Source organism: Solibacillus sp. FSL R7-0682 (genome assembly GCF_038005985.1).
In the GTDB taxonomy this organism is placed as follows: Bacteria; Bacillota; Bacilli; order Bacillales_A; family Planococcaceae; genus Solibacillus.
Genome location: NZ_JBBOUI010000001.1, coordinates 3,452,832 through 3,476,790, shown reverse-complemented (window position 1 = coordinate 3,476,790; position 23,959 = coordinate 3,452,832). Strand labels below are relative to the sequence as shown.

Here is a 23,959-nt window from a genome sequence, read left to right as displayed (position 1 = left end):
TACTGACTATATAAAAATAGTCACAAAATAAAAATTCTGTATGGTCAGATTCGATTCCAGGACTAGTTGATACCTTACTTTACACTTGAATTTCCCGGGAAATTTGTCTACGTTTGTAGAGAGGTGAAAATATGATTGAAATGATAACAAATCGTTGGAATGACTTATTAAGACAACAAACAACATATGCTTATTATGAAAAATTGCAGCATTATTTAAACGATCAATATAACACAGAGACAATCTATCCAAAACGGGAACATATTTTACATGCATTGCAATTAACGAATTATGATGATGTGAAGGTCGTGTTGTTAGGGCAAGATCCATATCATGGACCAAATCAAGCGCACGGACTAAGCTTTTCTGTTTTGGCTGGGCAAAAATTACCGCCAAGCTTAAAAAATATGATGAAGGAATTACAAGAGGATATTGGTTGTGCCATACCAGAGGATGGCGATTTAACACATTGGGCAAAACAAGGTGTTCTTCTACTAAATACCGTATTAACGGTACGTGCTGGGGAAGCCAATTCTCATAAGGGACAAGGCTGGGAGCAATTTACCGATGTCATTATAGAAATTTTAGCAAAGCGCGAAAAGCCAGTTGTCTTTTTATTATGGGGAAAACCAGCACAAAGTAAGCGTTCAATCATCAAACGCTATAATAATGCACATATCATTATAGAAGCACCTCATCCGAGTCCGTTAAGTGCCTATCGAGGCTTTTTTGGAAGTAAACCTTATTCAAAGGTAAATGACGCATTGATGTCATTTGGTGAAATACCAATCGATTGGTGTTTACCATCTTACAGTAAAAGTGAACTACTATTATAAAGAAGAAAATGAATCTGAACTGAGATAAGCCAAAGCATAATTGGTTAAGTAAACAGGCTAAACTTTTTGTATAAAGCATGGTAAAGTGATTATTGAAAGAGAGGGAGCAGCTGATGAATGTAGATTGCTTTAAATGTCAATACTTCCGAGTCACTTGGGATCAACATAATCCTCGTGGATGCTCAGCATATGGCTTTAAAACAAAGCAGCTGCCATCTGTTGTAGTAAAACAATCTTCTGGTATGGATTGCTTAAAATTCGTGCAAAAAAATAGGGAGGGGCAAAGGTGATTACATACAATACAATCGTTGAGCAAATTGAAAAGCTTGCAATAGAAGCAAGCAAGTCTACAAATGAGCAATATGTTCGTGAACAGCTTACTGCAATTCGGGCTTTATGTGATGTTGTTTTAGTTCAAAAGAATACACAAGCAACAAAATCTCAAGTAATAACTGGTGCGATGAATGTTGTTAATTCAAATTCAGTAATTGCTTCAACATTTGCACAGCCTTTATTAAATTCGTCGCAAAAGCTTGATGAAGACGATGCCAATGGGGAATCGTTATTTGATTTTTAACAATAAAGTGAGGGATAACAAGTGAAGAGTTCAATTATTTCTGGTGCTATACAAGGCTTTCTAGCAGTAGCACTTGGTGCATTTGCAGCACATGCATTGGAAGACGTATTAGATGATTATAGTGCAACTATTTGGGATACTGCGATTCAATATCAAATGTTCCATGCAGTAGCGATTATTTTAGTAGGTATTTTAATGTCAAAAGCGATTTTCGGAGAAGTTAAGCAATTAAAAATTGCCATGATTTGCTTTAATGTCGGGATAGTCTTCTTTTCAGGAAGCTTAATAGTTTTAGCGTTAACAGGAATTGGCGTATTAGGCGCAATTACTCCAATCGGTGGGGTTCTATTTTTAATAGGTTGGACGATGATTATTTTAACAGCGATTAAAAAAGCATAAATAGTAAAGAAACATATATTTTCTTTTGAAGTATATGTTTTTTTGATTCTTTAAATAGAATTTTCAAAAAAAAGCAAAACTTTTTTCTAAATTATCAAAATTTATTGTATAGTTATAAAGTAATCTAGTGAAGGTGGGAATCAAATGGACCAATTATTAACAAAATTACACCAAAGTTTCGAGGAAATGGTAGTGATTCGCCGTTATTTACATGAGTACCCAGAACTATCTCATGAAGAGGTACTTACACCTGCGTATATTGCAAAGTTTCATCGAGAGCTTGGATTAGAGGTACAAGAACAGGTTGGTGGCCGAGGTGTTGTTGCAACATTACGTGGTGCAAAGCCAGGCAAAACGGTTGCATTACGTGCAGATTTTGACGGATTAGCCATTCAAGAGCTTAATGATGTGCCCTATAAATCAAAAAATGATGGCATTATGCATGCGTGCGGTCATGATGGGCATACAGCTACTTTATTGGTTCTTGCAAAAGTACTAGCGGAAATGCGTGAAGAGGTAACAGGCAATATTGTATTTATCCATCAGCATGCAGAGGAGCTTGCGCCAGGTGGAGCTAAAGCAATGATTGAGGATGGTTGCTTAGATGGAGTTGATGTTATTTTTGGTACGCATTTATGGGCACCTACACCACTTGGAGAAGTACTTGTACGAGAAGGGGCCATTATGGCTGCAGCAGATCGTTTTGAAATTGTCATTCAAGGAAAAGGTGGTCACGGTGCAGAACCACAGCATTCAGTAGATGCCATTGTCGTAGGTGCTCATTTTGTCACACAGCTACAGACACTTGTATCAAGAAGAGTAGCGCCACTGCAATCAGCAGTAGTTACAGTAGGGCATTTTGAAGCAATTAATCCGTTCAATGTTATTGCAGATACGGTGAAAATTCAAGGAACGGTACGTGCATTTGATGAACAAGTTCGTCTGCAAGTAAAAGAAGAAATTGAAACGTTATTAAACGCAACATGTTTAGGGATGCATGCAACTTATGATTTTGCTTATTTTGATGGCTATCCGCCAGTTATAAACCATGACAAGGATACACAATTTGTTGCACAAATCGCTGAGCAAATCCAATCTGTAGAAAAAGTGACAGTTTGCTCACCATTTATGATAGGTGAAGATTTCGGCTACTACATGCAACATGTTCCTGGAACATTTTTCTTTACAGGAGCTAAAAATCCTGAATGGGAACAAGTTTATCCACATCATCACGCAAAATTTAATTTCGATGAGCGAGCGATGTTAATCGCTGCACAACTATTAGGTACAGCTACAGTGCAATATTTGGAGCAATATTCTGAAGAAGCAACGAAATCAACTTAAAAATAGAATTAAAGAAAGGAAGTAATAAAATGAGTGTTGGAGCAAAATTAAATGTAGCCTTTTATTCGATGATAGCATTGCTATTGTTAACAGTAGGTATCAATTTTACAAGTTTGAGCAATATTGAAAGTAAGACAGATGAAGCATTAAATGATCGTGTTGAGCAAATTCGTGCAGTCGATCAAATTCGTTACACGGTGGCGATGCAAGGGTTGTATGCCCGTGCAGTTGTGTTAGATGGAACTGATGAAAGTATTAAAAATTTTGAAGCGTATCAAGCACTTGTAAGCGAAGAAATAGCACAATTAGAGGAACTAGCAAAGAACAATACGATAATGGTTGGTTATATAGAAGAAATACATAAATTTAATAAAGCATTTATTAATGGTTCATTAGACATGATGGATGCATACAATCGTGGAGAAGAGAGATTAGCGAATGGCTTTATTAATACGAAACTACGTGATGCAAATAACGGTATTTTAGATGTAGCATCGCAAATTGTTACATACCAGGAGGAACAATTAGCAAGCATAAAAAATGCAACGAATGGCGCGATTACATTAACAAAAATTATTGCTATTATTTCATTAGTATTAAGTGTCATTATTGCAGTTGTTGTAATTCAATACATCCGAAAAATGATTATTAGCCCATTAAAAATGGTTGTAAGGGAAGCGAATATTATTGCAAATGGGGACTTATCCGAGGATGATATTCATGTGAAAACGAAAGATGAGATTGGTCAATTAGGTGTTGCCTTCAATTTAATGAAGAATAACTTATCTGGTTTAATTAAAAATATTCAATCGAATACAGAGCAGTTAAGTGCATCTGCACAGCAACTTTCAGCAAGTACAGAAGAAATTTCTGCTACAACTGAAGAAGTGACGATGCGAGTTGAGACAACTTCTTTGAATGCAAAAGTTTCAGCGCAGGCTTCAACTGAAAGTGCACGAGCAATGGAGGAGACGGCAGCGGGAGTCCAACGTATTGCAGAGGCAACGCAAATGCTACATTCAAAATCTCTTGATGCATCCCATACTGCAACGAATGGTGGAGACATTATTGTTCAAGCAAAAAATCAAATGAATATTATCAATTCCTCTACAAATTCAGTAAATGCGTTAGTACAAAAGTTAGCTCAGCAAACAGAGGAAATTAACAATATTTCACAAGTGATTACGGGTATTACAGATCAAACAAATTTATTAGCATTAAATGCTGCAATAGAAGCAGCGCGTGCAGGTGAGCATGGAAAAGGGTTTGCCGTTGTAGCAGATGAAGTGAGAAAGCTAGCAGAGGAATCTAAAAACTCTGCGAACTCAATTGTTAACTTAACGATGGAAATAAAAGCAGATACTGAAAATGTTGAACGTGCTGTTTCCGAATCTTTAATGTCTGTACAAGACGGTGTCCAAATAATTACAGAAGCGGGAGACTCATTCACTTCGATTGCTCAAGCAGTTAATTTAATGACAGCACAAATTCAAGAAATTTCAGCAACATCTGAACAACTTTCGGCAAGTGCGGAAGAAGTAACAGCCTCAGTAAATGAAATTGCAAATGGTTCTAGTGAATCAAGTAACAACTTAGAAATGATTGCTGCGACGGTTGAGGAGCAATCTGCAACAATGCAACAGATCAATGCAGTAGCGATTACTTTAAGCTCCAGCGCAAACGAATTACAAAATGAAATTCAACAATTTAAAGTACGCTAGAAGTACGCTAGTAACAAGAAAAATCATCCTTTCAAAAAAAGCGAAAGGATGATTTTTTATGTGTTTGAGAAATAATACTTTGCATTATGGATAGATTGAGAATGTAGTACAGTCTGCGCCCAAACTATACGCCAGCTCCTCGGACATCTCGGCTCATCTTACAAAAGTCCGTCTGGATGATGATTTATTGTCTGTCAGAGCTGAACGTTTTCTTTAGCTTTTTTGTCTTAAGGTGTTTGTGTAAAATAGCTAAGCTCTTCATCAAATTCTGCATAATCAAAATAAATCATTGGGAATAAGAAACGGTGATTGTTTTTTAACTCACGCAAAATAACGTGATCACGACCTGCAGCTTCAACAACGCCTCTTACCGCTCTCGTGTTGCTTCCGGCTACTGCATTATCAAACGAAAAATAAAATGTCCCTGGTTTCCCGCGATTTAATCGTAATATATTTTCAATATAGGATTCTTCACGCGGGATGGCTGCGCCTTGTAAATTTGAAGGAATTGGTACCCCAGAAGGAGTCATTTGTTGCATCGGAGAAGTCCAGTAATAAGTCAAAATTGCATCCTTTCTAAAAGAAAATTATACTTCCAAGCAATTAGATGTAGTTTGCACATGAAAGAATGTGCTTTAAAAAGCTTTTGTTTCCACTGTCCGTAGAACCTGGGTAAGGGCTATATGCCTTTAGGTCAAAAACTAAGGTGACATCGTTGTAGGGTGGAAACACCTCCCTGATACACGCCGTTAAACTTATTCCTTTTGTGGACGTGCTGAAAATAAAAATAGCTTTTGATTGTGGCCTCAAATCCACCTAGTCGCTGAATTACCATTTGCTCAAGATTGCTACTAACATAATCTCAAGGCAATTTACAATTAGACGATTACACCGACATTGCCGATCATCAGCTTGCTTAATTCACCGTCTCATTCAGTTACCGCACGCATGAATCGGGCAAGGAGGGATAAATGCTTATCATTAGTTTGAACGACAGGCGAATGTATAACCTCCTTTAGGTACAGTATATGCATGTGTCGAAAAATGATGATATATTGTAACGTATATTTTCATTGTTAGTGTATATACTTAGCCTAATTATGTAAGAAATATGTAGAATTTTATCATGGAATGTAAAGAGACTAGAGAATCGTTGCCTTGTGTGAATAGAAATCTTGAGGAGTGAAGGAACATGAAATTGGGCGTATGGTTTGGAATAATTTTCAGCGCCATCCTATCATTTGGAGTTGCAGCCTTTTACAAGCAACCACTTCATTGGTTTTTATTTATTATCCTTATCGTCATAGGATTTTTTATTAATACGATAATTTTAATTTTGAAGTTACCGGATGATCATACAAGCTAAGGTGAGTGATTTAAAAAGCTCACCTATTTCTTTTTTAAAAAATAGTAAATAAAAGAAGGCATCATGCACTAATGCACCGAGGCCTTCTTGTAATAAGAGTAAAATTTAAACTGCTAATAATTTTTGTAATTTTTCGTTGTCTAACAAGTTCCCAACTAGGAACTCCCCGAACTCTCCATAACGAGCAGATACTTCATCAAAGCGCATCTCATATACGATTTTCTTGAATTGTAGCATATCATCAGAGAATAATGTTACACCCCACTCATGGTCGTCTAAACCAACAGAGCCCGTAATAATTTGCTTAATTTTGCCTGCATAGCTACGCCCGATTAGACCGTGAGCGTACATTAATTTTTTACGATCTTCCATTGAAAGCATGTACCAGTTATCATTACCCTCACGCTTTTTATCCATTGGATAGAAGCAAACGTATTTTGATTTTGGTAATTCAGGATATAAACGCGCACGTACATGTGGGTTTTGGTATGGGTCTTCATCTGACTGACCTGCTAAATAGTTTGATAATTCTACTACTGAAACATAAGAATAAGTCGGGATTGTGAAGTCTGCAATCGCTAATTTAGCAAATTTTGTTTCCACTTCGTTTAACTCTTCTGGTGTTTCACGTAATGTCATAATCATGAAATCGGCTTTTTGACCGATAATTGAATAAAATGCATTTGAACCTGTTTCTTCATTTAATGCTTCTAAGTATTCGATAAATTCTTTTGTCGCGGCTTCACGCTCTTCAGCTGAAACAAGCTTCCATGATGCCCAGTCAATTGAGCGGAATTCATGTAGCGCATACCAGCCATCTAAAGTAATTGCTGCTTCATTCATTTTTTATACACTCCTTAATTGAAAATGATTCACAATTAGTTTAGCACAAAAGCCTTTAAAAAAATCGAATAGTGTTTGGATAATTCGCGAATTCACGAATTTGACATGACTTTCATTTACGTTATGCTTAATTAAGAAATAGCCGAGTAGGAGTTAAAATTATGAGTGAAATTTTTGAGCAAACAACATGGCGCTTTATTGATCAATCGATTAGTGCGAATAAGCGCTCTCCATTAGAATCATTCGCAATGGATGATACGCTTTGCCATTTAATTGGTCAACATTTAAGTAATGCAACGATTCGTACATGGGTGCACCATGATGCGGTCGTTCTAGGTATTCAAGATCATAGGCTTCCACACATTGACGAAGGGATGGACGCATTAATTGCACATGGTTATCATCCCATTGTACGAAATTCAGGTGGATTAGCGGTCGTATTAGATGCAGGGATTTTAAATATTTCCATTGTGTTAAGCGAGGATCAACCAATAAGTATTAACGCTGCCTTTGATAGAATGGTCGATTTTATTCGGCTTATTTTTCCTGAGATTGCAAGTAAAATCGAAGCTTATGAAATTGTTGGATCGTATTGCCCAGGTTCATATGATTTAAGTATTAATGGCAAAAAATTTGCTGGAATTTCACAGCGTCGGATGAAAAATGGCGTAGCAGTTCAAATATATTTAGGTGTAGAAGGTAGTGGCAGTGAACGAGCAAAGCTTATTCAAAAATTTTATGATGTAGGCTTACAAGGGGAAGAAACAAAATTCAACTATCCAGTCATCGATCCTCAAGTAATGGCGTCACTACAAGAGTTAACAGGACAAGCAATTACTGTCCCACAGGTGAATGAACGTATTCGTCAGCTTCTTAAGAAGTGGAACGGGCGAGTATTTGAATTGCCATTAGAACAGGCTGAGATGGAAATGTATCAATTTTATTTAGAACGTGTCCTGAAGCGCAACCAATCCATGCTACGTTAAACAATTAAAGCAGGAAAAAAGGCGAGGTGCTATAAATGCACTTCGCCTGTTTCATTAGTTGGAATTTGCGTTACAAGATTTCCGTTTTTCTCCATTTTGAATGTTGGCGCGACACGTTCATCTTCTGTTTCAAGTGTTACGAGGCGTCGCGCACGATTCATAATCGAAACGAATTGCTCGTAATCTTCTTTAAGCGCTTTATTTTCCTTTTGGAGTTGGGCAATTTGATGCTCCAATTGTTGTTTTTGATCAGATAAAAGATTTGTTAATTTACGCCATTTTACTGCATCTTGTTCTGCTACGTTCGTATGTTGCAACCTTACTAGATAAGCAATAACAATATCTAGTGAAAGTGCCGATAGTGGAATGGAAGTTGGTTCTTCCTCAGTTGTTGGTAGTAAGTATAATGGATTGTTGCGACGTTTCGTTGCCGCATTTAATACACGCATTCTTTCCTTGCGTTCTTTTTTAGCCTGAGCTAATTCTTGCTCATAAAGGCGACGTACTACCGCATTCCAGCGGAAACCACAAGCCGCAGCTGTACGATTTAATAAATCACTTGCTTCCTCAAAGGCATTTAATTGAGTACTACCTTCCTTTACATGACGAATAACTGCTTCTGCAAGTAATTCATCATTTTCTCTTACCCAAGCATCTTGTCTAACTTTTGTCATAACATTACCTCCTGACATGTTCATAGTTTGGTTGTTCAAATCTATCATGTCCAAGCAAGGAGAAATTTATTCAATGAATCGCAATCTGTTACTAGACTTATGAATATTTTTGTACCTATCAGACATTTGACGGAAATACTAGTATTTTGCTTGAAGGGAGACCTTACTATGCGATACAATATCACGTAGGTTTAAAAAGATAGAATAAATTAAAATAGAAGGGGTGTTGACACTATGGCAAACTTATTCCACGTTTGCGATGAATGTCAGGCCGTTAATTTAAAAACGTTAATTCCAAAATTAAAAGAAATTGATCCAGAAGCAACGATTGAAATTGGCTGTCATTCATATTGTGGTCCTGGCCGCAAAAAAACATTTACATTCGTCAATAATCGTCCAGTAGCCGCATTAACTGAAGAGGAGTTAATGGTAAAGGTACTAGACAAATTAAAAAAGTAACAGATAAGTGAAACTTCAATGATTTTCGGGTACCTCGTCTCGAAGATGATTTAGCTATCACTAATTTGTCCTTTTACAGGAAGTGACTATTTCAGCCTATACATCTAGCTTTCTTTAGCTTTAAATGGAAACAGAGCTGTGTCGCTGGGATTTAGATACTCGTAAATTAATGCTCATTTATGTAAGATAAACTACTAGCTGCATTCATATGTAACTAGTAGTTTTTTTGTCCTTGTTGTTTCCCACTATGTAAAATGTCCTCTATAATAAGAAATAAAGAGCTAGTAGTAAGGAGGTTGATCTAGGTGACTACTTATGCAGAAGCAAAAATGCAGGAAGAAAAAGTGTTTAAAGATCCGGTTCACCGCTACGTACATGTACGTGATCAAGTAATATGGGATTTAGTAAAGACTCGTGAATTTCAGCGGCTACGAAGAATTAAACAGTTAGGTACTACGTATTTAGTGTTTCATGGTGCAGAGCATAGTCGATTCAACCATTCATTAGGTGTATATGAAATTGTCCGACGCATTATTGATGACGTATTTAAAGGAAGACCTGAATGGGATGAAGGGGAGCGCTTATTAGTATTATGTGCAGCGTTACTTCATGATTTAGGACATGGGCCATTTTCACATGCTTTTGAAAATGTATTCCAAACCGATCATGAATATTTTACTCGCCAAATTTTATTAGGGGATACAGAAGTCAATTCTGTACTTCGACGAGTTGCCGATGATTTTCCTGAAAAGGTAGCGCAAGTGATTGAGAAAACGTATCCGAATGAGCTTGTCGTTAGTTTAATATCGAGCCAAATTGATGCAGATCGTATGGACTACTTGCAGCGAGATGCTTATTATACAGGGGTTAGTTACGGTCATTTTGATATGGAGCGTATTATGCGGGTCATGCGACCACGAAAAAATGGCGTCGTTATAAAAGAAAGTGGTATGCATGCTGTAGAGCATTATATTATGTCGCGTTATCAAATGTATTTACAAATATACTTCCATCCCGTGTCACGTAGCGCGGAAGTTGTATTAAATCATATATTAAAACGTGTGAAGGAACTATGGCAGCAAGGTTATCAATTTAAACAGGAGCCAATCTTCTTTGTACCATTTTTTAAAGGCAGTGTGACGATTGAAGATTATTTAGTATTAGATGAAAGCATAATGCTTGCTTATTTCCAATTTTGGATCCATGAGCAGGATGAAATCTTAAGTGATTTAAGCAGAAGGTTTGTCAATCGAAAATTATTTCAATATGTAAGCTTAAATCCATTTGAGCAGCCAGAAATTTATTCAGAGCTTCGCCGATTGTTTAACGAAGCTGGGCTAAACCCAGATTATTATTTAGTTCATGATTCAACGTCTGATTTGCCTTATGATTTTTACCGTCCTGGCATTGAAGGGACGAAAAAGCCAATTTTCCTATTGATGCAGGACGGACAGCAACAGGAGCTTTCAGAGCAAAGTTTAATTGTTGAAGCAATCGCAGGAAGAATTAAAGTCGATCATAAAGTGTATTATCCAGAGGAGCTTTTTGATAACGAAAATATTCCTTTGTCATTACGCAATGAAATCCGTCAATTACTTCAAATTACTGCCTGTTAGTCGCCAAAAATAAAGCAACATCATCTGTAAAAGGACACTCAGTGCCAACTTACATGAGATGTTGCTTTTTCTTTTCCTGAAAAATCAGAAATTATTACTTGTCACTATAGCGTACACCCGCTGTTGCATAGTGGTTTTTAGACATTTCCTCAATAATAATCGATACATTTTCAACTGGTGCGTTTACTGTTGCTGATACTGCTTTTGTAACTTCTTCTACAAGCGCACGTTTTTGCTCATCTGTGCGTCCTTCTATCATTTTAATCGTAACGATTGGCATAAAGTCGCCTCCTGCGTAAAATATAGTGTATAGTAATTATAATAGCGTAATTGGAGGTATTTACAATGGCAAATGAAGAAAAATCAAAACCAAAAATGGGTTTTACAATTATAAAAAACGATCCAACTGATGGACATAAAGGATTTGGCATTGGCTCCTTATCTTTAGAAAATGTGTCTCCTGTTATAATCGATGTTGCTGAAGGAACAGCCATTGTTGACGTTGGTGCAATGCATGCGAAAAGTGCAGTTGAAAAAGGCATCAAATTTACTGTGAATCGTGAAGACTCAGAGGGCGGTAAAGATTACTGGTTAGTTTGGGTGACGATTGATCATAAAGAGACAGGCGCTTATTTTGCAGGTGTCACAGCTTGTGAGATGGTTGTAAATCGTGAAAAACGCCGTGGCTACAAAATTTTAGCAGACCATGTTAATCGAATGGATAAGTCAATGAAACGTAAAATAATGGTTGAACATATGGATGGAAAATCGAAAAAAGTATTAGCGAGCTTCTTAAAAGACCACAATTTAGAAATGTGGAATAATAGTGAAGCACAGCTTCATAATGATTTATCATAAATTGGAAATTACAAAAATGGATAAAAATATAAATTAGTATATTACGATGCAGTCAATTATTTTTTTAGAAAAGTGAATTAATTCAGTGAACAATATGTGACATTTTATAAACATATCGAATACGTGGTTGAAACTGCTTTCAAAAGAAAGTAAACTGAATTTAAAGCTTACAAATAGTAGGCTAGGACACGTGGACAATGAATAGTGATGAGGATTATGCGGCATTTGAACAACCCAAGCCGAATGCCCCATGGTTCTCATCCTTTCATTTACCACAATAGAAAAGCTCTTTCGTTTTACGGACTTGATCCGGAGACGAAAGAGCTTTTTTAATAAAATTTATAGTGAATAATTGGAATTTTATAAGGTGGATTTCAAAAATCAAACACATAATTTTTGGATAATAAAACCATAAAATGTGTTATTCCCAAAAAGAACGGAATGCTTCAAAAGGTAGACTTTCAATAATGTTATTCCACGAATCAGAGTCGAAGAAGTCAAAAGTCGAACAAGGCTCTGTTGGAACATCTTCGGATTTAAAATAAATAACACGCTGTTCAGGACAAGAACTGTTTGCAAGCTTTCCACTATGGATATCTACCGTGACAGGTTCAACACCTTTTGGCATTTCAAAATTTTCTTTTGTTTTCCCATTCAGTGCAGTTTCCATAAACTCAATCCATACTTGTTTTGAAGCAGCCATATCTACTTGCACCGAAAGCGTTTTACCTTGGTCATAGCCATTCCAAACCCCAGCAGTTAAGCTTGGGGTAAAGCCAATCATCCATTGATCACTATTTGTAGTCCCCGATTTTGCTGCATACGTATGCGACATACGTGATCTTAATGAAAGTCCAGTTGCAGGTGAGTAGTCACTAAATACAGGATCAAATAAGCCAGTCATCATTTGTGTTAATACAAATGCGTCCTCTTTTGAAATCACCTGTTCTTTTTTAGGCGGTTTATATTCATATACAACGTTTCCTTTAGCATCCGTAATCGATAAGATTGTTGTGGCCTTGCGCTTCTCACCACCAGCAGCAATAATGTTGTACGCATTTGTTAAATCGTACAGTGAATTTTCCGTCGTACCAAGTGCAATGGATGGGTTATCTTTTTCCGAAAAATTAAGTCCAAAACGTTTTTGTATGTCTCGGAACGAACGATAACCGATATCCTCAAGTGTTTTTACTGCGTATACATTATCCGAAATAGCAAGCGCTTGAGCCATTGATAGCTCATGGTCCGCATATTCCTGATTAATATTTTGTGGAGTGTAAGTTGCGCGACCACTATCATACGTAAAGGTTGTTTTACTTACATCTAAAAACGACATTGGTTGATAGCCTTTTTCAAGTGCAGCTGCATATAGAATCGGTTTGATTGCAGAGCCTGGTTGACGATTACCGAGAGATACACGGTTAAACGAACTTGTGCTATAATCGCGTCCTCCCACAAGTGCTGTTACATAACCAGTATCGACATCCATACTAACAAACCCAACCTGTAATTCACTATTTGGCATATTGTTTTTTACTGCATTTTCAGCTGCGCGCTGATGAGCCTGGTTTAAGGTCGTTTGAATCGTCCAACCGCCTTCACTAATGCTTAAATTTTTTGAAGCTAAAATATCTGTCGCTTCATCCCAAACAACGTCTAAAAAGTATGGGGCAATAGATTTTGTAGCAAGCCATTGATCATTTTTTAATACGATTTGTTCAGACTTTGCACGGGTCATTTCTTCCTCTGTAATTTTGCCTTGGTCATTCATCAAGCGCAAAATAACCTGTTGCCGATTCGTCGCCTTTTCTAAGTTGTTAAGCGGAGAATAATAGCTCGGTCCTTTTGGCACACCTGCAAGCATGGACGCTTCAGATAACGTTAAATCCTTTGCCGATTTCCCATAAAAATATCTACTGGCTGCTTCCACTCCGTACATTCCATGGCCATAATAGACGGTATTTAAATAACCTTCTAAAATTTCATCTTTCGAATAAAACACTTCGATACGATAAGCAAATAGTGCTTCATTTAATTTACGAGTCCATGTTTTTTCGTGGGTTAAGTAAAGATTTCGGGCATATTGTTGCGTTAATGTACTGGCTCCCTGTACTTTACTACCAGCTTTAATATCTGCAAGAACGGCACCAGCAATACGTGAGTAATCGAAGCCACCATGCTCATAAAAATCTTTATCCTCTACTGCGACCGTTGCATCAATTAAATAGGGTGATATATCTTTTAACTCAGTCCAATAACGGCGTTCACCAGTGTAATAATCGCCAATTTGATTATTTTGGTGATCTAAAAAGATAGATGCTTTTGGCACAGTAAGCGGTGGGGCACCGGCAACCTGTGCGTATATGCGTAATGAAAGGAGGGCGACAGCGACAGCACAAATAAAACCAATGGTAAATAAAAAGATTTTTTTACCAAATTTTTTGCGATTCTTTTGTTTTTTATATTGCTGTCTTTTCAACTCTTTCCACCTCGATTTCTAATAATATTGTGCAAAAAATGTATTGATAATGAATGTAAAAAAGTCACGATAAATTTCTTGCACTTTTAATGAAAACAACTATACTTTTGTCATAGCGAAAAAAATGTCGACAATTGTCAGTTGCCTTTAATTATACGAAAATAGCGAACAAAGGTTTCATATCGTAGTTTTAGTATGAGCAATTTCATCGATTCATATGCATGTTTGTTCAATAAATCGGATAAATAACTAATTTGAGGTAATGGATATAAATAAATAACATTAATTAATGAAAGATTGGTGACCATTGATGAGGTTTGATGAAACTTACGCAGGCAATATGTTTATAAAAAGCCATCAAAATTACGAAGAGAGTAAAGCTGTACTATACGGCATGCCAATGGACTGGACAGTAAGTTACCGACCAGGACAACGATTTGGACCAGCTCGTATTCGTGAAGTATCGATAGGTTTAGAGGAATATAGTTTTTATTTAGATCGTGAACTGGGAGAAGTACCATTTTTCGATGCAGGGGATATTCCATTACCTTTTGGAAATCCTGAGAAATCATTAGCTGAAATTAAAGATTTCGTTCGTAAAGTTTTAGCAGATGGTAAAGTACCAGTTGGAATGGGCGGCGAGCATTTAGTATCGCTACCTGTTATGGAAGCTGTTTACGAAAAATATGAAGATTTAGCAGTGATTCATTTTGATGCACATACCGATTTACGTTCGGATTATGAAGGAGAGCCGTATTCGCATGCTACACCTATTCGTAAAATCGCGGATACAATCGGACCAAACAATGTGTACTCATTTGGTATTCGTTCTGGTTTAAAGGAAGAGCTACAATGGGCGAAAGAAAATGGCATGCATATTTCATTATTTGAAGTATTCGAGCCGTTAAAACAAATCCTGCCTTCATTAAAAGGACGTAATGTTTACGTGACAATTGATATTGACGTCCTTGACCCAGCACACGCACCAGGTACAGGTACGGTAGATGCAGGAGGTATTACACCAAAGGAATTGCTGGCATCGATTCATGAAATTGCTCGCTCTGAAGTGAATGTTGTTGGCTTCGACTTAGTAGAGGTAGCGCCAGTGTATGACCATTCAGAAATAACAGTAAACACAGCTGCAAAATTAATTCGCGAAATGATTTTAGGTTGGGTGAAATAGCAGGGGAATAAGGAAGTCAATAATATCAAGGGGTTAAGAGAGGGGAGCTATAAATTAGCCCCACTTTTAGCCCCACTTTGTTGTAAAGACGTACTAAAGACGTTTACAGTTTTATCTTCAAGTTCTTTTAAAACATGCCCATAAACGGTATGGATCATTTCAGGAGTATTCCCTAGACGTTCAGCAATCGCTTTTACAGGAATGCCATTATTTAATAAAATTGTGGCATGGGTATGTCTCAAACCATGTACCGTTGTTTTTGGTAATTTAGCTAATGTAACCATTCGATTAAAATTAGCATTTACTCCAGTAGGCGCTAATGGCTCACCAGTATTAAGTGACAAAAATATAAATGTCGATGGTTCGATTTTTTGTCCGTATTTCAAAAGAACTTGTTTTAAAGCCTTGTGATAAGCTTTCAGTTGGAAGATGACTATTTCATCTACTTTGATTGTCCGTTCACTATTTTGGGTTTTTGTAGAGCCGATTCCATGCGATCCACGATGTTTTATAATCTCAATAGTACGATTATCAAAGTCAATGTTATTCCACTGGAGTCCTAAAGCTTCACCTTTTCGCATACCAGTATAGGCGAGCAAGTGAAAAAGGGTAGAGTGTGTAATATCCTCGTTTTCTTCCACAGTTTTTAAGAACACGTTTAACTGATCAGGGGATAAAAAATTATCGTCACTGATTCCTTCTCTTTTAGTTGGTAGCACAGCTCCAGCTAGTTTATTTCTTAATAAAATTTCTTCTTCAATAGCTGCATTAATGGCTGTTCTCATAATGACATGAAAAGAACGTATTGTGGAAGGTTTATATTTATCCACTAATTTATCTAGAAACAATCTTTGATAAGTAAGTTTATCGAGTTTATTCAGCTTTACATGACCGATAAGTGGCTTTAATTGAAGCCTGATAAAAGACTCTCTTTGAGTGGCAGTAGCTGGCTTCCATTTCTTATGGTTTGTTTCATACCAAGTATCAAGCCATTGTGCTACAGTTAAATTATCATTTTCAATAGATTTCGTTTCACCTCGCAGCGTTTGAGCCTTTACTTCCAGAAGGGCTTTAATAGCTGCTTTTTCTGTTTCAAATCCACTTTTTTTCTTCTCTTTACGCTTTCCAGTAATGCCATCATAGTATTTATGGCGATACATCCAGAGTTTAATACCTTTTACATTTTCGTATGAATATACTTCTTTTTCTTTGTTTGATTTTTTATATTCCATTTGATTACATTCCCTTCAACGCTTGGTGGGCATCTTTATAGGGATGATTGTAAATTAATTATCGAGTAAAGCTTTTATTACTGAAAGTATTTGTTTTTTTTCTAAATTTGTAAGTGTCCTATTCCCAAAAGTAATTGAAATCTCTGAAGATAAAACTTCTAATAAATCAACACTTGTATTGGAGAATTCCAATAGATCTGATATTATTTCCTTCGTTTGCTTTTCTTCTAAACCATTTAAACTAGAGTCTAATTGCATTGTTATACCTATAATTTCATGTTTAAGTTCTTCAATAACAACTTTGAGAGACTTTAATTCATGTTCTGTAAATGCAATCAGTTGACTTATTTCTTGAAGCTTAGTTGTGTCATTTGATTCCTTCATGTATTTGTGGAGATTGGATTTTAAATAGAGCAATTCGTCATTTTTTGCTTTGTATCGTGATAATAGCGATTTTAATTCTTTTTCTCTGCTTTCTAATTTTTTGTACAAATTATCTATATCTTTCTCAGTAATATACCCCGCTAGCCTCATCAAGTAATGATAATTGAGACCTAATCCATCGCTAATTCTTTTTATTATCTTAATTGATGGCTTTTTGCCATTCTCTATTTGAGAAAGGTATGGTTGTGATACACCTGTTTCACTATGAATGTCATGTGTGCTCATTCCTCGTTCTTGTCTGTACGATTTTAAAAAATCACCAAATGATTCTCCCTTTAACATATAGCACCTCCATAAAGAAATAATAATGGTTTCAATTTAAAAAAACAATCAAATAACAATAATAAAACATGAAAAAATAATTTGATTATTGTAATTTGATTGAAAATGAGTTAACTTATAATTAATCTATTGTAGAATGATTGAAAATGTGAGGTGGTTACATGATTAAGTGTAAAGCTAAAAAAAGTGAGATTTTATTGTCTATGGCTTTGAATGGTTATAACCAAAAAATTTTAAGTGATATTGCTAAAGTCAATAAAACGACAATTTCGTTACTTTTAAACAATAAAATTACGCTTACTCCGAAAAGCGCACAAAAGATAGCGAATGCTTTATCTGTTGAAATGAATGAAATATTTGAATTTGTAAATTTAGGAGGGGAATCATGAACCAAATGGCAGCGATCAAAATTGAGGTTGATGAAAAGTTAGTTAAAGAAGAAGTTCAAAAGCAAATTGAACAGTCTTTAGTAAATTCGCTTTGGTATATAGATGTCGCTAAGCTGAGCGAATTGACTTCATTATCTAAAAGAACATTAGAATCTTTTGTATTATGTGATGCCAGGGTTAAAGCAATAGAAATCAAACGAGATCGCAAAAGGCTTTACAAAGTTGAAGCAATTAAAAAAGTACTCGATGAGATTTTCGCAGAGTGGTAGTTAAACAATAAAAAAATAGGCTTGGTGGGCGTATTTATAAAAGATACATCTTAGAACAGGAAGTAGGTGAGCAATTGACTATATCAAATACATCTGAAATTTTAATAGTGAATGAGGAGAGCATTCCAGATGAATTAAAGCATTTAAAACAATGGGTTGTTTGGAAAGCGGAGTTAGATGATGCTACAAAAAAATATACAAAAGTTTTGTATCAAACAAGCGGCATTAATAGAGCCAGTTCGATTGATTCAAAATCATGGGACACCTTCAAAAACGCTTTAGAAGCATATGAAAATGGTATAGGCGAAGGAATAGGCTTTGTTTTAACTGAAAGTGATCCGTATGCATGTATAGATATTGATGGTCTTGAAAGTGTGGATTACCTACCTGAGTTAGCAGAAGAAATTGTGAATCTATCCTATTCGGAAGTATCACCGAGTGGAAAAGGTATTCATGTGTGGGTGAAATTTCAGCATGATAGCGAGAAATATAAAAATAAAAACACAAAATTAGGGTTTGAAATATACAGTAACAAACGCTTTATAACATTCACTGGTGAAGCGATTAATAATTTGCCTATTAGTGAAAGTGAAGAAATTAATGCATTCATCGAAAAAGTATTCAAGCGTGAACAGAGGACTTCCACATTGAAAACAACAGACCAACCAGGCGACAGAGGTAAAGCGGGACTATCAGAGGATAGGCTTATAAAAATTGCTGAAAACAGTAAAAGTGGTGACCGCTTTAAACTATTTATGTATGGTGGCTGGGAAAATAAATATCAATCGGCATCAGATGCTGATATGGCTTTCTGTAATGATTTAGCTTTTTGGACAAAATGCGATTACAGCATGATGGACAGTATTTATCGTAAATCTTCAATTTATGCAGATAGAAAAGGTTCAACAGATCCTTTGAAATGGGATAGGATGCAAAATTCCACAACTTATGGCGATGAAACCCTACTAAAAGCAATAGCTGAATGTACGAGCATCTTTGAACCTAATAAGGATGGTTTTCAAATTTATGTAAGCGAAAAAGATTCTTCGCAAATCGACCTTCAAAAAACATTGAGAGATAGGCGGTTCAAAGAATTGGCGCTTGCAATTGCAGCATGGGAAGAAGCAGGAGGAAAAGGCAAGAAACCAAGTACCATTTCACCTATTCGATGCGCAATCGTATTACAAGAATATATTTCGTTTGTACTATTCGATTTAGAAGAAAATACAAGGCTTGCTATGTATCAACTGTCAGAAGGGACATACACCAATAATGCAACTTTAATAAAGCGTGTAATTAGTTGGTTAGAACCTTCATTAAACGAAGCAAAGGCGAATGAAGTGATTTACCATTTGACCAATCAAGCACAGGTTAAAGAAAGAACAGCAAGCAGATTTTTAATTCCTGTTGAAAATGGTGTATTTAATCTTCAAACGAAAACGTTAGAGCCATTTACACCAGAATATGTTTTTACATCAAAAATAGCGACTCCTTATGTTACAAAACCTACTAATCTAATTATTGATAATTGGGATGTTGAAAGTTGGCTAGACTCCATTGCTTGTGGTGATGCCGAAATTGTCAATTTGTTGTGGCAAGTTATTAATGATTCATTGAATGGCAATTACACTCGTAAAAAATCCATTTTCTTGTTAGGTGAAGGGAACAATGGTAAAGGAACATTTCAAGAACTTATTACAAATTTAATCGGTGTGCAAAATATCGCAACCTTAAAGGTGAACGAATTTGATGAACGATTTAAATTGAGTTTGCTTGAAGGGAAAACGGTAGTAATCGGTGATGATGTACCAGCGAATGTTTACATTGATGATTCATCCAATTTTAACAGTGTTGTTACTGGGGATCGTGTAATCGTTGAGCAGAAGAACAAGCCTATTTATAGTACAATTTTTCGATGCAGTGTTATCCAATCAACTAACGGTATGCCTAAGTTCAAAAATAAGACAACAGGCACAATTAGACGTATCGTAATTGTTCCCTTTAATGCCAATTTTAATGGAGAGATTGAAAACTTCAAAATCAAAGACGAATACATCAAAAATGACCAAGTGTTGCAATACGTTCTCCATAAAGCGATAAATATGGACTTTGAAAAATTTGATATTCCAGCAGCATCGGAAATTGAACTTGAAGAATTCCAACAAGACAATGATCCCGTTGTAGATTTTAAGTCAAACGTATTTGATGAATGGAGATTGAAAGAAATACCGAAAAACATTGTTTATGCCATGTACAAGCATTTCTGTAATGAAAATGGCTATAAATTCATTTCAGATAGAAAGTTCCATAAACAATTTAGAGTTCTTTTATCAGATGAATGGGTAGACGGTAACAAGCGATTCGAGTATACGGATTTAATTGCTATTGGTGATTTAGACAGAATGGGAATCGGTTTCCCAGATAAAAGCAAGCCACAGAAAACATATAAAAACGAAAAGTTGAAAGTCGTGTAGCTGGAATTTGTAACTGTAACTGAAATGTGTAACCGAAAAAAATATTTCAGTTACAGACAATTCCCTTATGGCTGTAAGGCTCAAAACAATTTGTAACCCTGTAACTGAAAATTTATTAACTTTTATAAAAAAGTAGTCATCTTCATTAATAAGGGTTCTATATAAAAATATAAATTAAGTAAAAATTACGGTTACAGTTACAAGAATGATAAAAGCCTTATTGCTCTAAGGTTTGTCCATGTAACTAAAATAAATGGTTCGGTTACAAGTACAGTTAATTTCAGTTACAAAGTCTTTAGTTTTGGAGGTGATGCCATAACAATAAAAAACGTTTGATAAGAGTATGATAACTATACAAATTGGAGGAATTAAAATGACATTCAAATATTGGCTTTTAAATTGTTCAGATTGGGCAGAATACGGATTTTTATCAACAGACGTAGCAGAAGATGAGACATTCCCAGATAGCGATAATTACTTTGAAATCATGTTATATCTAATCAATCAAAATGCTGGGGAATGGTCAAAGCAAATGTTCAATGATGCATGGAATGAATATTTAACAGTACAAGGTAAGGAGCTAGCACAATGAAAAAACTAACGTATTTCGACGGAGAGAAGTTACGCAAAGTTATTGAAGGTCAAAATGATGTGGAACATATCGACTTTAAAGCAGAAAGCAAAATAGCAAAAGTGAATTACGAAGGTGGAACAGTAGTCACAATTACAAGTCCATACATGAAAATGACAGAATCATTCGATGTGGAAGCTAGTATTAAATTTCTAAGTGGAATAGATTTCTAAATTGAAACCAAAACGTCAATGTAAGTATTCTACATGCAGAATATTAGTAGATTACGACCAACATTATTGTAACCAGCATAAACCACGTACGCTGCGTAAACAGGAATCTTATTCCGAGCGTATGGAAAAGGACGGACAATATAGAAAGTTTTATAGAAGCAAGTTATGGCAAAATCTATCCTTTCAGTACCGCTTAACTCATCCAATTTGCGAAGAATGTCTGAAACTTGGATTAGCAGTTAAAGCAGATGTTGTGGATCACGTGATTGAGATTAAAGATGATTGGTCAAAGCGATTAGATGAAAGTAACCTATCTAGTTTATGCCATCATCATCATGCGATTAAAACGAAACGAGAACGAATGAAACGCTCTCCTAAATAAAAGAGGGGGGCGTAATGTGTGGACGGGAGGACCGAGAAGGAGGGCTTTTTGTTCAAAAATTGCCCTTTAAAAAGGTAAAATGAACTAAAAGTAATCAAGTTACAAAAAGTAAGTGTTGTGATAAAATAAGGTTAAATGGAGGTTTTTCGATGGGGAAGAAAATTCAATTAGTCGAGCCTACCAAAGCACATATTTCAAAAGCAGAACGTTTAGAACGTGTAGAAATGCAGAAAGAACTGTTTGAGTATGCAGAATTAAATGTTACACCGCCAAAGCATTTAATTGGTGAAGCATTAAAAGAGTGGGAACGAATTGTTCCGTATATAAAAAATGACGTCCCAGTTTCGGAATTAGATTATTCGTTACTCGCTTCATATTGTGCAGCAGTTGGAACGATTGTAGAGTGTCAAAACGATATAAATAAACGTGGACTTGTGTTAGCAGATGGGAAAGCCAATCCAGCGTACAGAATGCAGTCACAAGCAATTAAAGATATGCGTATGCTGGCTAATGCGCTTGCTATTAGTTTAGATGGTCGAATGAAATTAGCGCTTAATAAAGTAAAAGAAAAGCCTGTTGATCCGTTTGAAAGTTTGATAGGCAATGGCTAATTTCGCACTTGAATATGCAGATAAAATCCTTTCGGGTGAATTATTTGCTGGGGAGAAAATCAAACAGGCATGTGAACGTTTTAAGCGAGATTTAGAGCGTTCGAAAAGTGATGATTTCCCATATTACTTTGATGAAGGACAGGCAAATAAAGCAATAGCATTTATTGAATTATTACCATCCACAGATGGCGCTAAAATCAACATGCTGCTATTCCAGAAATGGATTTTATCTGAACTATATGGATGGCGAGAAAAAGGTACAAATAACAGGCGATACAATCGAGCATTTATTTCAATGGCACGTAAGAATGGTAAAACTTATTTAGTATCTGGTATGGGTGCTAATGCTTTATTAGTAGAAAAACAACCAGCAGAAGGCAGACAAATTTTATTCGTTTCTAACGCGCTCAAGCAAGCAAAATTAGGCTATAACATGATGAAGAATAGTCTTAATAAAATAGTTAAGCAATCCGATTTTATGCGCCAAAAATTAAAGATTTTAAACGCTGAAATACGTGACGTTTCTTCTAATAGTGTGGCAATGGCATTAGCTTCTGACACGTCAACACTTGATGGCTATGCTGGTACGACTGTTATTTTAGATGAATGGCATGAAGCGAAAGACCGCAAAGTTTATAACGTTTTAAAGTCTGGAATGGCACAGGAGAAAAATGGTTTGTTAGCAGTCGTTTCTACTGCAGGATTAAATCCAAACGTACCGATGTATGAAGAATATCAAATGTTATCAGAGGTTTTAAATGGCAAAGAAGAAGCAGACCGTTATTTTATTGCTATATGGGAACTTGATTCAAAAGATTGGTTAGATGATGAAGAAAAATACATTGCTGCTAATCCCATTTTTGAACATGAAGAAATTAAGCAAACGATGTTACCAGCTATTCGTGATGATGTTCAAATCGCACGTAAACAAAACAATTTAAATGCGGTATTGGTCAAAAATTTCAACATGTGGCTTCAAGCAAGTGAGGATTCCTATATCGGTGTGGAAGATTGGAAGGCAGCGGAAGCCAATCCGATTCCAGATATTAAAGGCAAGGATATTTATTTTGGTATCGACCTTTCGAAAACAAATGACTTAACATCGGTTAGCTGGTGTATTCCACTAATTGATACAGGACAAATCTATTGTGATAGTCATTCATGGGTGGGAACGAAATATGGACTTACTCAAAAGATTAAAAGGGATGGCATTAATTACGTAACGTTAGAACAAGAGGGTGAATGTTCTATTACAAAATTAGCAAGTGGCATTATTGATTATGAGGACATTTTCAATTGGATTATGGACTTTATAGATGAAAATGAATTAAATGTACAAGCCATTTGTTACGACAAGTGGAACGCGAATTCATTAGTCACGAAGCTGGAGAAGGAACGACTCCCATTAGTTGAAATTCGGCAAGGTGTATATACGTTAAATACACCGACAAGGACGTTCAGAGAACAGTTATACGATGGGAAAATTGTTCACGCGGGCAATAAGTTGCTCACGTATGCGGTGAATAATGCGTTATTAAAAATTGATAACAATGGTGTAATGATTAATAAAAATCGTAACAGTGAGCGTATTGATCCAATCGCTGCATTAATGAACGCTTATACACAAGCAATGTTCCATTTCGAAGATATAGAGGGGGCGAAAGCGGACAATGAATTTTACCTTTCTGAAGAATTTAGCTTTTAATCATTTGCATACGATTCTATTGTTAC

Annotated in this window: 27 protein-coding genes; 20 read left to right on the top strand and 7 right to left on the bottom strand. The window is 36.0% G+C overall.

Annotated elements, in window-relative coordinates; translation table 11 throughout:
• Nucleotides 1-131: 131 nt before the first annotated feature.
• From MKZ17_RS17470 to MKZ17_RS17445, 6 genes are all read left to right on the top strand, one after another.
• Complete coding sequence (locus MKZ17_RS17470; protein ID WP_340725011.1) at nt 132-836, top strand: uracil-DNA glycosylase; 705 nt, start codon at nt 132-134, stop codon at nt 834-836.
• Nucleotides 837-949: 113 nt separating this feature from the next.
• On the top strand, nt 950-1,126 hold the full coding sequence (locus MKZ17_RS17465; protein WP_340725010.1) for a uracil-DNA glycosylase: 177 nt from the start codon (nt 950-952) through the stop codon (nt 1,124-1,126).
• Nucleotides 1,123-1,413, top strand: coding sequence for a YwdI family protein (locus tag MKZ17_RS17460; RefSeq protein WP_340725009.1), 291 nt, complete (start codon nt 1,123-1,125; stop codon nt 1,411-1,413). The genes MKZ17_RS17465 and MKZ17_RS17460 overlap by 4 nt, the downstream gene beginning before the upstream one ends.
• A 21-nt stretch (nt 1,414-1,434) precedes the next feature.
• Complete coding sequence (locus MKZ17_RS17455) at nt 1,435-1,812, top strand: DUF423 domain-containing protein (protein WP_340725008.1); 378 nt, start codon at nt 1,435-1,437, stop codon at nt 1,810-1,812.
• Between the two features lie 144 nt (nt 1,813-1,956).
• Nucleotides 1,957-3,156, top strand: coding sequence for a M20 family metallopeptidase (locus MKZ17_RS17450; RefSeq protein WP_340725007.1), 1,200 nt, complete (start codon nt 1,957-1,959; stop codon nt 3,154-3,156).
• A 29-nt stretch (nt 3,157-3,185) separates the two neighbouring features.
• A complete protein-coding gene (locus tag MKZ17_RS17445) occupies nt 3,186-4,877 on the top strand; it encodes a methyl-accepting chemotaxis protein (protein WP_340725006.1) in 1,692 nt (563 codons plus the stop codon).
• 227 nt (nt 4,878-5,104) lie between these two features.
• Here MKZ17_RS17445 and gerQ read toward each other — a convergent pair whose 3' ends face one another.
• On the bottom strand, nt 5,105-5,416 hold the full coding sequence (gerQ, locus tag MKZ17_RS17440; protein ID WP_340725005.1) for a spore coat protein GerQ: 312 nt from the start codon (nt 5,414-5,416) through the stop codon (nt 5,105-5,107).
• 653 nt (nt 5,417-6,069) lie between these two features.
• Here gerQ and MKZ17_RS17435 point away from each other — a divergent pair.
• Complete coding sequence (locus tag MKZ17_RS17435) at nt 6,070-6,243, top strand: hypothetical protein (RefSeq protein WP_340725004.1); 174 nt, start codon at nt 6,070-6,072, stop codon at nt 6,241-6,243.
• A gap of 105 nt (nt 6,244-6,348) precedes the next feature.
• Here MKZ17_RS17435 and hemQ read toward each other — a convergent pair whose 3' ends face one another.
• The gene (gene hemQ, locus MKZ17_RS17430; RefSeq protein WP_340725003.1) at nt 6,349-7,086 is read right to left on the bottom strand and encodes a hydrogen peroxide-dependent heme synthase; all 738 of its coding nucleotides are present in this window, start codon (nt 7,084-7,086) and stop codon (nt 6,349-6,351) included.
• A 161-nt stretch (nt 7,087-7,247) separates the two neighbouring features.
• Between hemQ and MKZ17_RS17425 the strand changes: the two genes are divergently transcribed.
• Nucleotides 7,248-8,072: a lipoate--protein ligase family protein gene (locus MKZ17_RS17425; protein ID WP_340725002.1), complete on the top strand. Its 825-nt coding sequence runs from the start codon at nt 7,248-7,250 to the stop codon at nt 8,070-8,072.
• 29 nt (nt 8,073-8,101) lie between these two features.
• On the opposite strand, the gene MKZ17_RS17420 is transcribed toward MKZ17_RS17425, so the two are convergent.
• Nucleotides 8,102-8,746, bottom strand: a complete 645-nt coding sequence (locus tag MKZ17_RS17420; RefSeq protein WP_340725001.1) for an RsfA family transcriptional regulator — start codon at nt 8,744-8,746, stop codon at nt 8,102-8,104.
• A 234-nt stretch (nt 8,747-8,980) separates the two neighbouring features.
• On the opposite strand from MKZ17_RS17420, the gene MKZ17_RS17415 reads away from it, so the two are divergent.
• Both MKZ17_RS17415 and MKZ17_RS17410 read left to right on the top strand, forming a co-directional pair.
• Nucleotides 8,981-9,205 (top strand): DUF1450 domain-containing protein, encoded by a 225-nt coding sequence (locus MKZ17_RS17415; protein ID WP_008404549.1) that lies wholly within the window; start codon nt 8,981-8,983, stop codon nt 9,203-9,205.
• 329 nt (nt 9,206-9,534) lie between these two features.
• Entirely contained in the window at nt 9,535-10,821 is a 1,287-nt protein-coding gene (locus MKZ17_RS17410) for an HD domain-containing protein (protein WP_340725578.1), read from the top strand.
• 94 nt (nt 10,822-10,915) lie between these two features.
• Here MKZ17_RS17410 and MKZ17_RS17405 read toward each other — a convergent pair whose 3' ends face one another.
• Complete coding sequence (locus MKZ17_RS17405; protein WP_340725000.1) at nt 10,916-11,101, bottom strand: 2-hydroxymuconate tautomerase; 186 nt, start codon at nt 11,099-11,101, stop codon at nt 10,916-10,918.
• A 65-nt stretch (nt 11,102-11,166) separates the two neighbouring features.
• Here MKZ17_RS17405 and MKZ17_RS17400 point away from each other — a divergent pair, with 65 nt between their 5' ends.
• Nucleotides 11,167-11,679: a YwhD family protein gene (locus MKZ17_RS17400; protein WP_340724999.1), complete on the top strand. Its 513-nt coding sequence runs from the start codon at nt 11,167-11,169 to the stop codon at nt 11,677-11,679.
• Nucleotides 11,680-12,100: 421 nt separating this feature from the next.
• Here MKZ17_RS17400 and MKZ17_RS17395 read toward each other — a convergent pair whose 3' ends face one another.
• Complete coding sequence (locus MKZ17_RS17395) at nt 12,101-14,158, bottom strand: transglycosylase domain-containing protein (protein ID WP_340724998.1); 2,058 nt, start codon at nt 14,156-14,158, stop codon at nt 12,101-12,103.
• A 310-nt stretch (nt 14,159-14,468) separates the two neighbouring features.
• Here MKZ17_RS17395 and speB point away from each other — a divergent pair, with 310 nt between their 5' ends.
• Nucleotides 14,469-15,341, top strand: coding sequence for an agmatinase (gene speB, locus MKZ17_RS17390; protein ID WP_340724997.1), 873 nt, complete (start codon nt 14,469-14,471; stop codon nt 15,339-15,341).
• Nucleotides 15,342-15,388: 47 nt separating this feature from the next.
• Here the strand turns inward: speB and MKZ17_RS17385 are convergent, their stop codons facing one another.
• Both MKZ17_RS17385 and MKZ17_RS17380 read right to left on the bottom strand, forming a co-directional pair.
• Complete coding sequence (locus tag MKZ17_RS17385; RefSeq protein ID WP_340724996.1) at nt 15,389-16,573, bottom strand: site-specific integrase; 1,185 nt, start codon at nt 16,571-16,573, stop codon at nt 15,389-15,391.
• Nucleotides 16,574-16,627: 54 nt separating this feature from the next.
• Entirely contained in the window at nt 16,628-17,299 is a 672-nt protein-coding gene (locus tag MKZ17_RS17380) for a helix-turn-helix domain-containing protein (protein ID WP_340724995.1), read from the bottom strand.
• A gap of 161 nt (nt 17,300-17,460) precedes the next feature.
• Between MKZ17_RS17380 and MKZ17_RS17375 the strand changes: the two genes are divergently transcribed.
• The 8 genes from MKZ17_RS17375 (at nt 17,461) to MKZ17_RS17345 (ending at nt 23,933) form a co-directional block, all read left to right on the top strand.
• On the top strand, nt 17,461-17,688 hold the full coding sequence (locus MKZ17_RS17375) for a helix-turn-helix domain-containing protein (protein WP_340724994.1): 228 nt from the start codon (nt 17,461-17,463) through the stop codon (nt 17,686-17,688).
• Nucleotides 17,685-17,957 (top strand): hypothetical protein, encoded by a 273-nt coding sequence (locus MKZ17_RS17370; protein ID WP_340724993.1) that lies wholly within the window; start codon nt 17,685-17,687, stop codon nt 17,955-17,957. The genes MKZ17_RS17375 and MKZ17_RS17370 overlap by 4 nt, the downstream gene beginning before the upstream one ends.
• A 74-nt stretch (nt 17,958-18,031) precedes the next feature.
• The gene (locus tag MKZ17_RS17365; RefSeq protein ID WP_340724992.1) at nt 18,032-20,431 is read left to right on the top strand and encodes a phage/plasmid primase, P4 family; all 2,400 of its coding nucleotides are present in this window, start codon (nt 18,032-18,034) and stop codon (nt 20,429-20,431) included.
• Between the two features lie 373 nt (nt 20,432-20,804).
• A complete protein-coding gene (locus MKZ17_RS17360) occupies nt 20,805-21,023 on the top strand; it encodes a YozE family protein (RefSeq protein ID WP_340724991.1) in 219 nt (72 codons plus the stop codon).
• On the top strand, nt 21,020-21,235 hold the full coding sequence (locus MKZ17_RS17355) for a hypothetical protein (protein WP_340724990.1): 216 nt from the start codon (nt 21,020-21,022) through the stop codon (nt 21,233-21,235). The genes MKZ17_RS17360 and MKZ17_RS17355 overlap by 4 nt, the downstream gene beginning before the upstream one ends.
• Nucleotides 21,236-21,356: 121 nt before the next feature.
• On the top strand, nt 21,357-21,617 hold the full coding sequence (locus tag MKZ17_RS20640) for an HNH endonuclease (RefSeq protein ID WP_445326954.1): 261 nt from the start codon (nt 21,357-21,359) through the stop codon (nt 21,615-21,617).
• A 149-nt stretch (nt 21,618-21,766) separates the two neighbouring features.
• On the top strand, nt 21,767-22,228 hold the full coding sequence (locus MKZ17_RS17350; protein ID WP_340724989.1) for a phage terminase small subunit P27 family: 462 nt from the start codon (nt 21,767-21,769) through the stop codon (nt 22,226-22,228).
• On the top strand, nt 22,221-23,933 hold the full coding sequence (locus MKZ17_RS17345; RefSeq protein WP_340724988.1) for a terminase large subunit: 1,713 nt from the start codon (nt 22,221-22,223) through the stop codon (nt 23,931-23,933). Before MKZ17_RS17350 ends, MKZ17_RS17345 begins: the two co-directional genes overlap by 8 nt.
• Nucleotides 23,934-23,959 lie beyond the last annotated feature (26 nt).

Bases quoted from the DNA above. Each gene is read 5' to 3' on its own strand.
- MKZ17_RS17465 (WP_340725010.1), top strand. From the start codon at position 950: ATGAATGTAGATTGCTTTAAATGTCAATACTTCCGAGTCACTTGGGAT.
- MKZ17_RS17345 (WP_340724988.1), top strand. From the start codon at position 22,221: ATGGCTAATTTCGCACTTGAATATGCAGATAAAATCCTTTCGGGTGAA.
- MKZ17_RS17445 (WP_340725006.1), top strand. From the start codon at position 3,186: ATGAGTGTTGGAGCAAAATTAAATGTAGCCTTTTATTCGATGATAGCA.
- MKZ17_RS17385 (WP_340724996.1), bottom strand. From the start codon at position 16,573: ATGGAATATAAAAAATCAAACAAAGAAAAAGAAGTATATTCATACGAA.
- MKZ17_RS17410 (WP_340725578.1), top strand. From the start codon at position 9,535: ATGCAGGAAGAAAAAGTGTTTAAAGATCCGGTTCACCGCTACGTACAT.
- MKZ17_RS17355 (WP_340724990.1), top strand. From the start codon at position 21,020: ATGAAAAAACTAACGTATTTCGACGGAGAGAAGTTACGCAAAGTTATT.
- MKZ17_RS17415 (WP_008404549.1), top strand. From the start codon at position 8,981: ATGGCAAACTTATTCCACGTTTGCGATGAATGTCAGGCCGTTAATTTA.
- MKZ17_RS17470 (WP_340725011.1), top strand. From the start codon at position 132: ATGATTGAAATGATAACAAATCGTTGGAATGACTTATTAAGACAACAA.
- MKZ17_RS20640 (WP_445326954.1), top strand. From the start codon at position 21,357: ATGGAAAAGGACGGACAATATAGAAAGTTTTATAGAAGCAAGTTATGG.
- MKZ17_RS17450 (WP_340725007.1), top strand. From the start codon at position 1,957: ATGGACCAATTATTAACAAAATTACACCAAAGTTTCGAGGAAATGGTA.
- hemQ (WP_340725003.1), bottom strand. From the start codon at position 7,086: ATGAATGAAGCAGCAATTACTTTAGATGGCTGGTATGCGCTACATGAA.
- MKZ17_RS17370 (WP_340724993.1), top strand. From the start codon at position 17,685: ATGAACCAAATGGCAGCGATCAAAATTGAGGTTGATGAAAAGTTAGTT.
- MKZ17_RS17360 (WP_340724991.1), top strand. From the start codon at position 20,805: ATGACATTCAAATATTGGCTTTTAAATTGTTCAGATTGGGCAGAATAC.
- MKZ17_RS17435 (WP_340725004.1), top strand. From the start codon at position 6,070: ATGAAATTGGGCGTATGGTTTGGAATAATTTTCAGCGCCATCCTATCA.
- MKZ17_RS17400 (WP_340724999.1), top strand. From the start codon at position 11,167: ATGGCAAATGAAGAAAAATCAAAACCAAAAATGGGTTTTACAATTATA.
- MKZ17_RS17350 (WP_340724989.1), top strand. From the start codon at position 21,767: ATGGGGAAGAAAATTCAATTAGTCGAGCCTACCAAAGCACATATTTCA.
- gerQ (WP_340725005.1), bottom strand. From the start codon at position 5,416: ATGCAACAAATGACTCCTTCTGGGGTACCAATTCCTTCAAATTTACAA.
- MKZ17_RS17425 (WP_340725002.1), top strand. From the start codon at position 7,248: ATGAGTGAAATTTTTGAGCAAACAACATGGCGCTTTATTGATCAATCG.
- MKZ17_RS17405 (WP_340725000.1), bottom strand. From the start codon at position 11,101: ATGCCAATCGTTACGATTAAAATGATAGAAGGACGCACAGATGAGCAA.
- MKZ17_RS17380 (WP_340724995.1), bottom strand. From the start codon at position 17,299: ATGTTAAAGGGAGAATCATTTGGTGATTTTTTAAAATCGTACAGACAA.
- MKZ17_RS17375 (WP_340724994.1), top strand. From the start codon at position 17,461: ATGATTAAGTGTAAAGCTAAAAAAAGTGAGATTTTATTGTCTATGGCT.
- speB (WP_340724997.1), top strand. From the start codon at position 14,469: ATGAGGTTTGATGAAACTTACGCAGGCAATATGTTTATAAAAAGCCAT.
- MKZ17_RS17420 (WP_340725001.1), bottom strand. From the start codon at position 8,746: ATGACAAAAGTTAGACAAGATGCTTGGGTAAGAGAAAATGATGAATTA.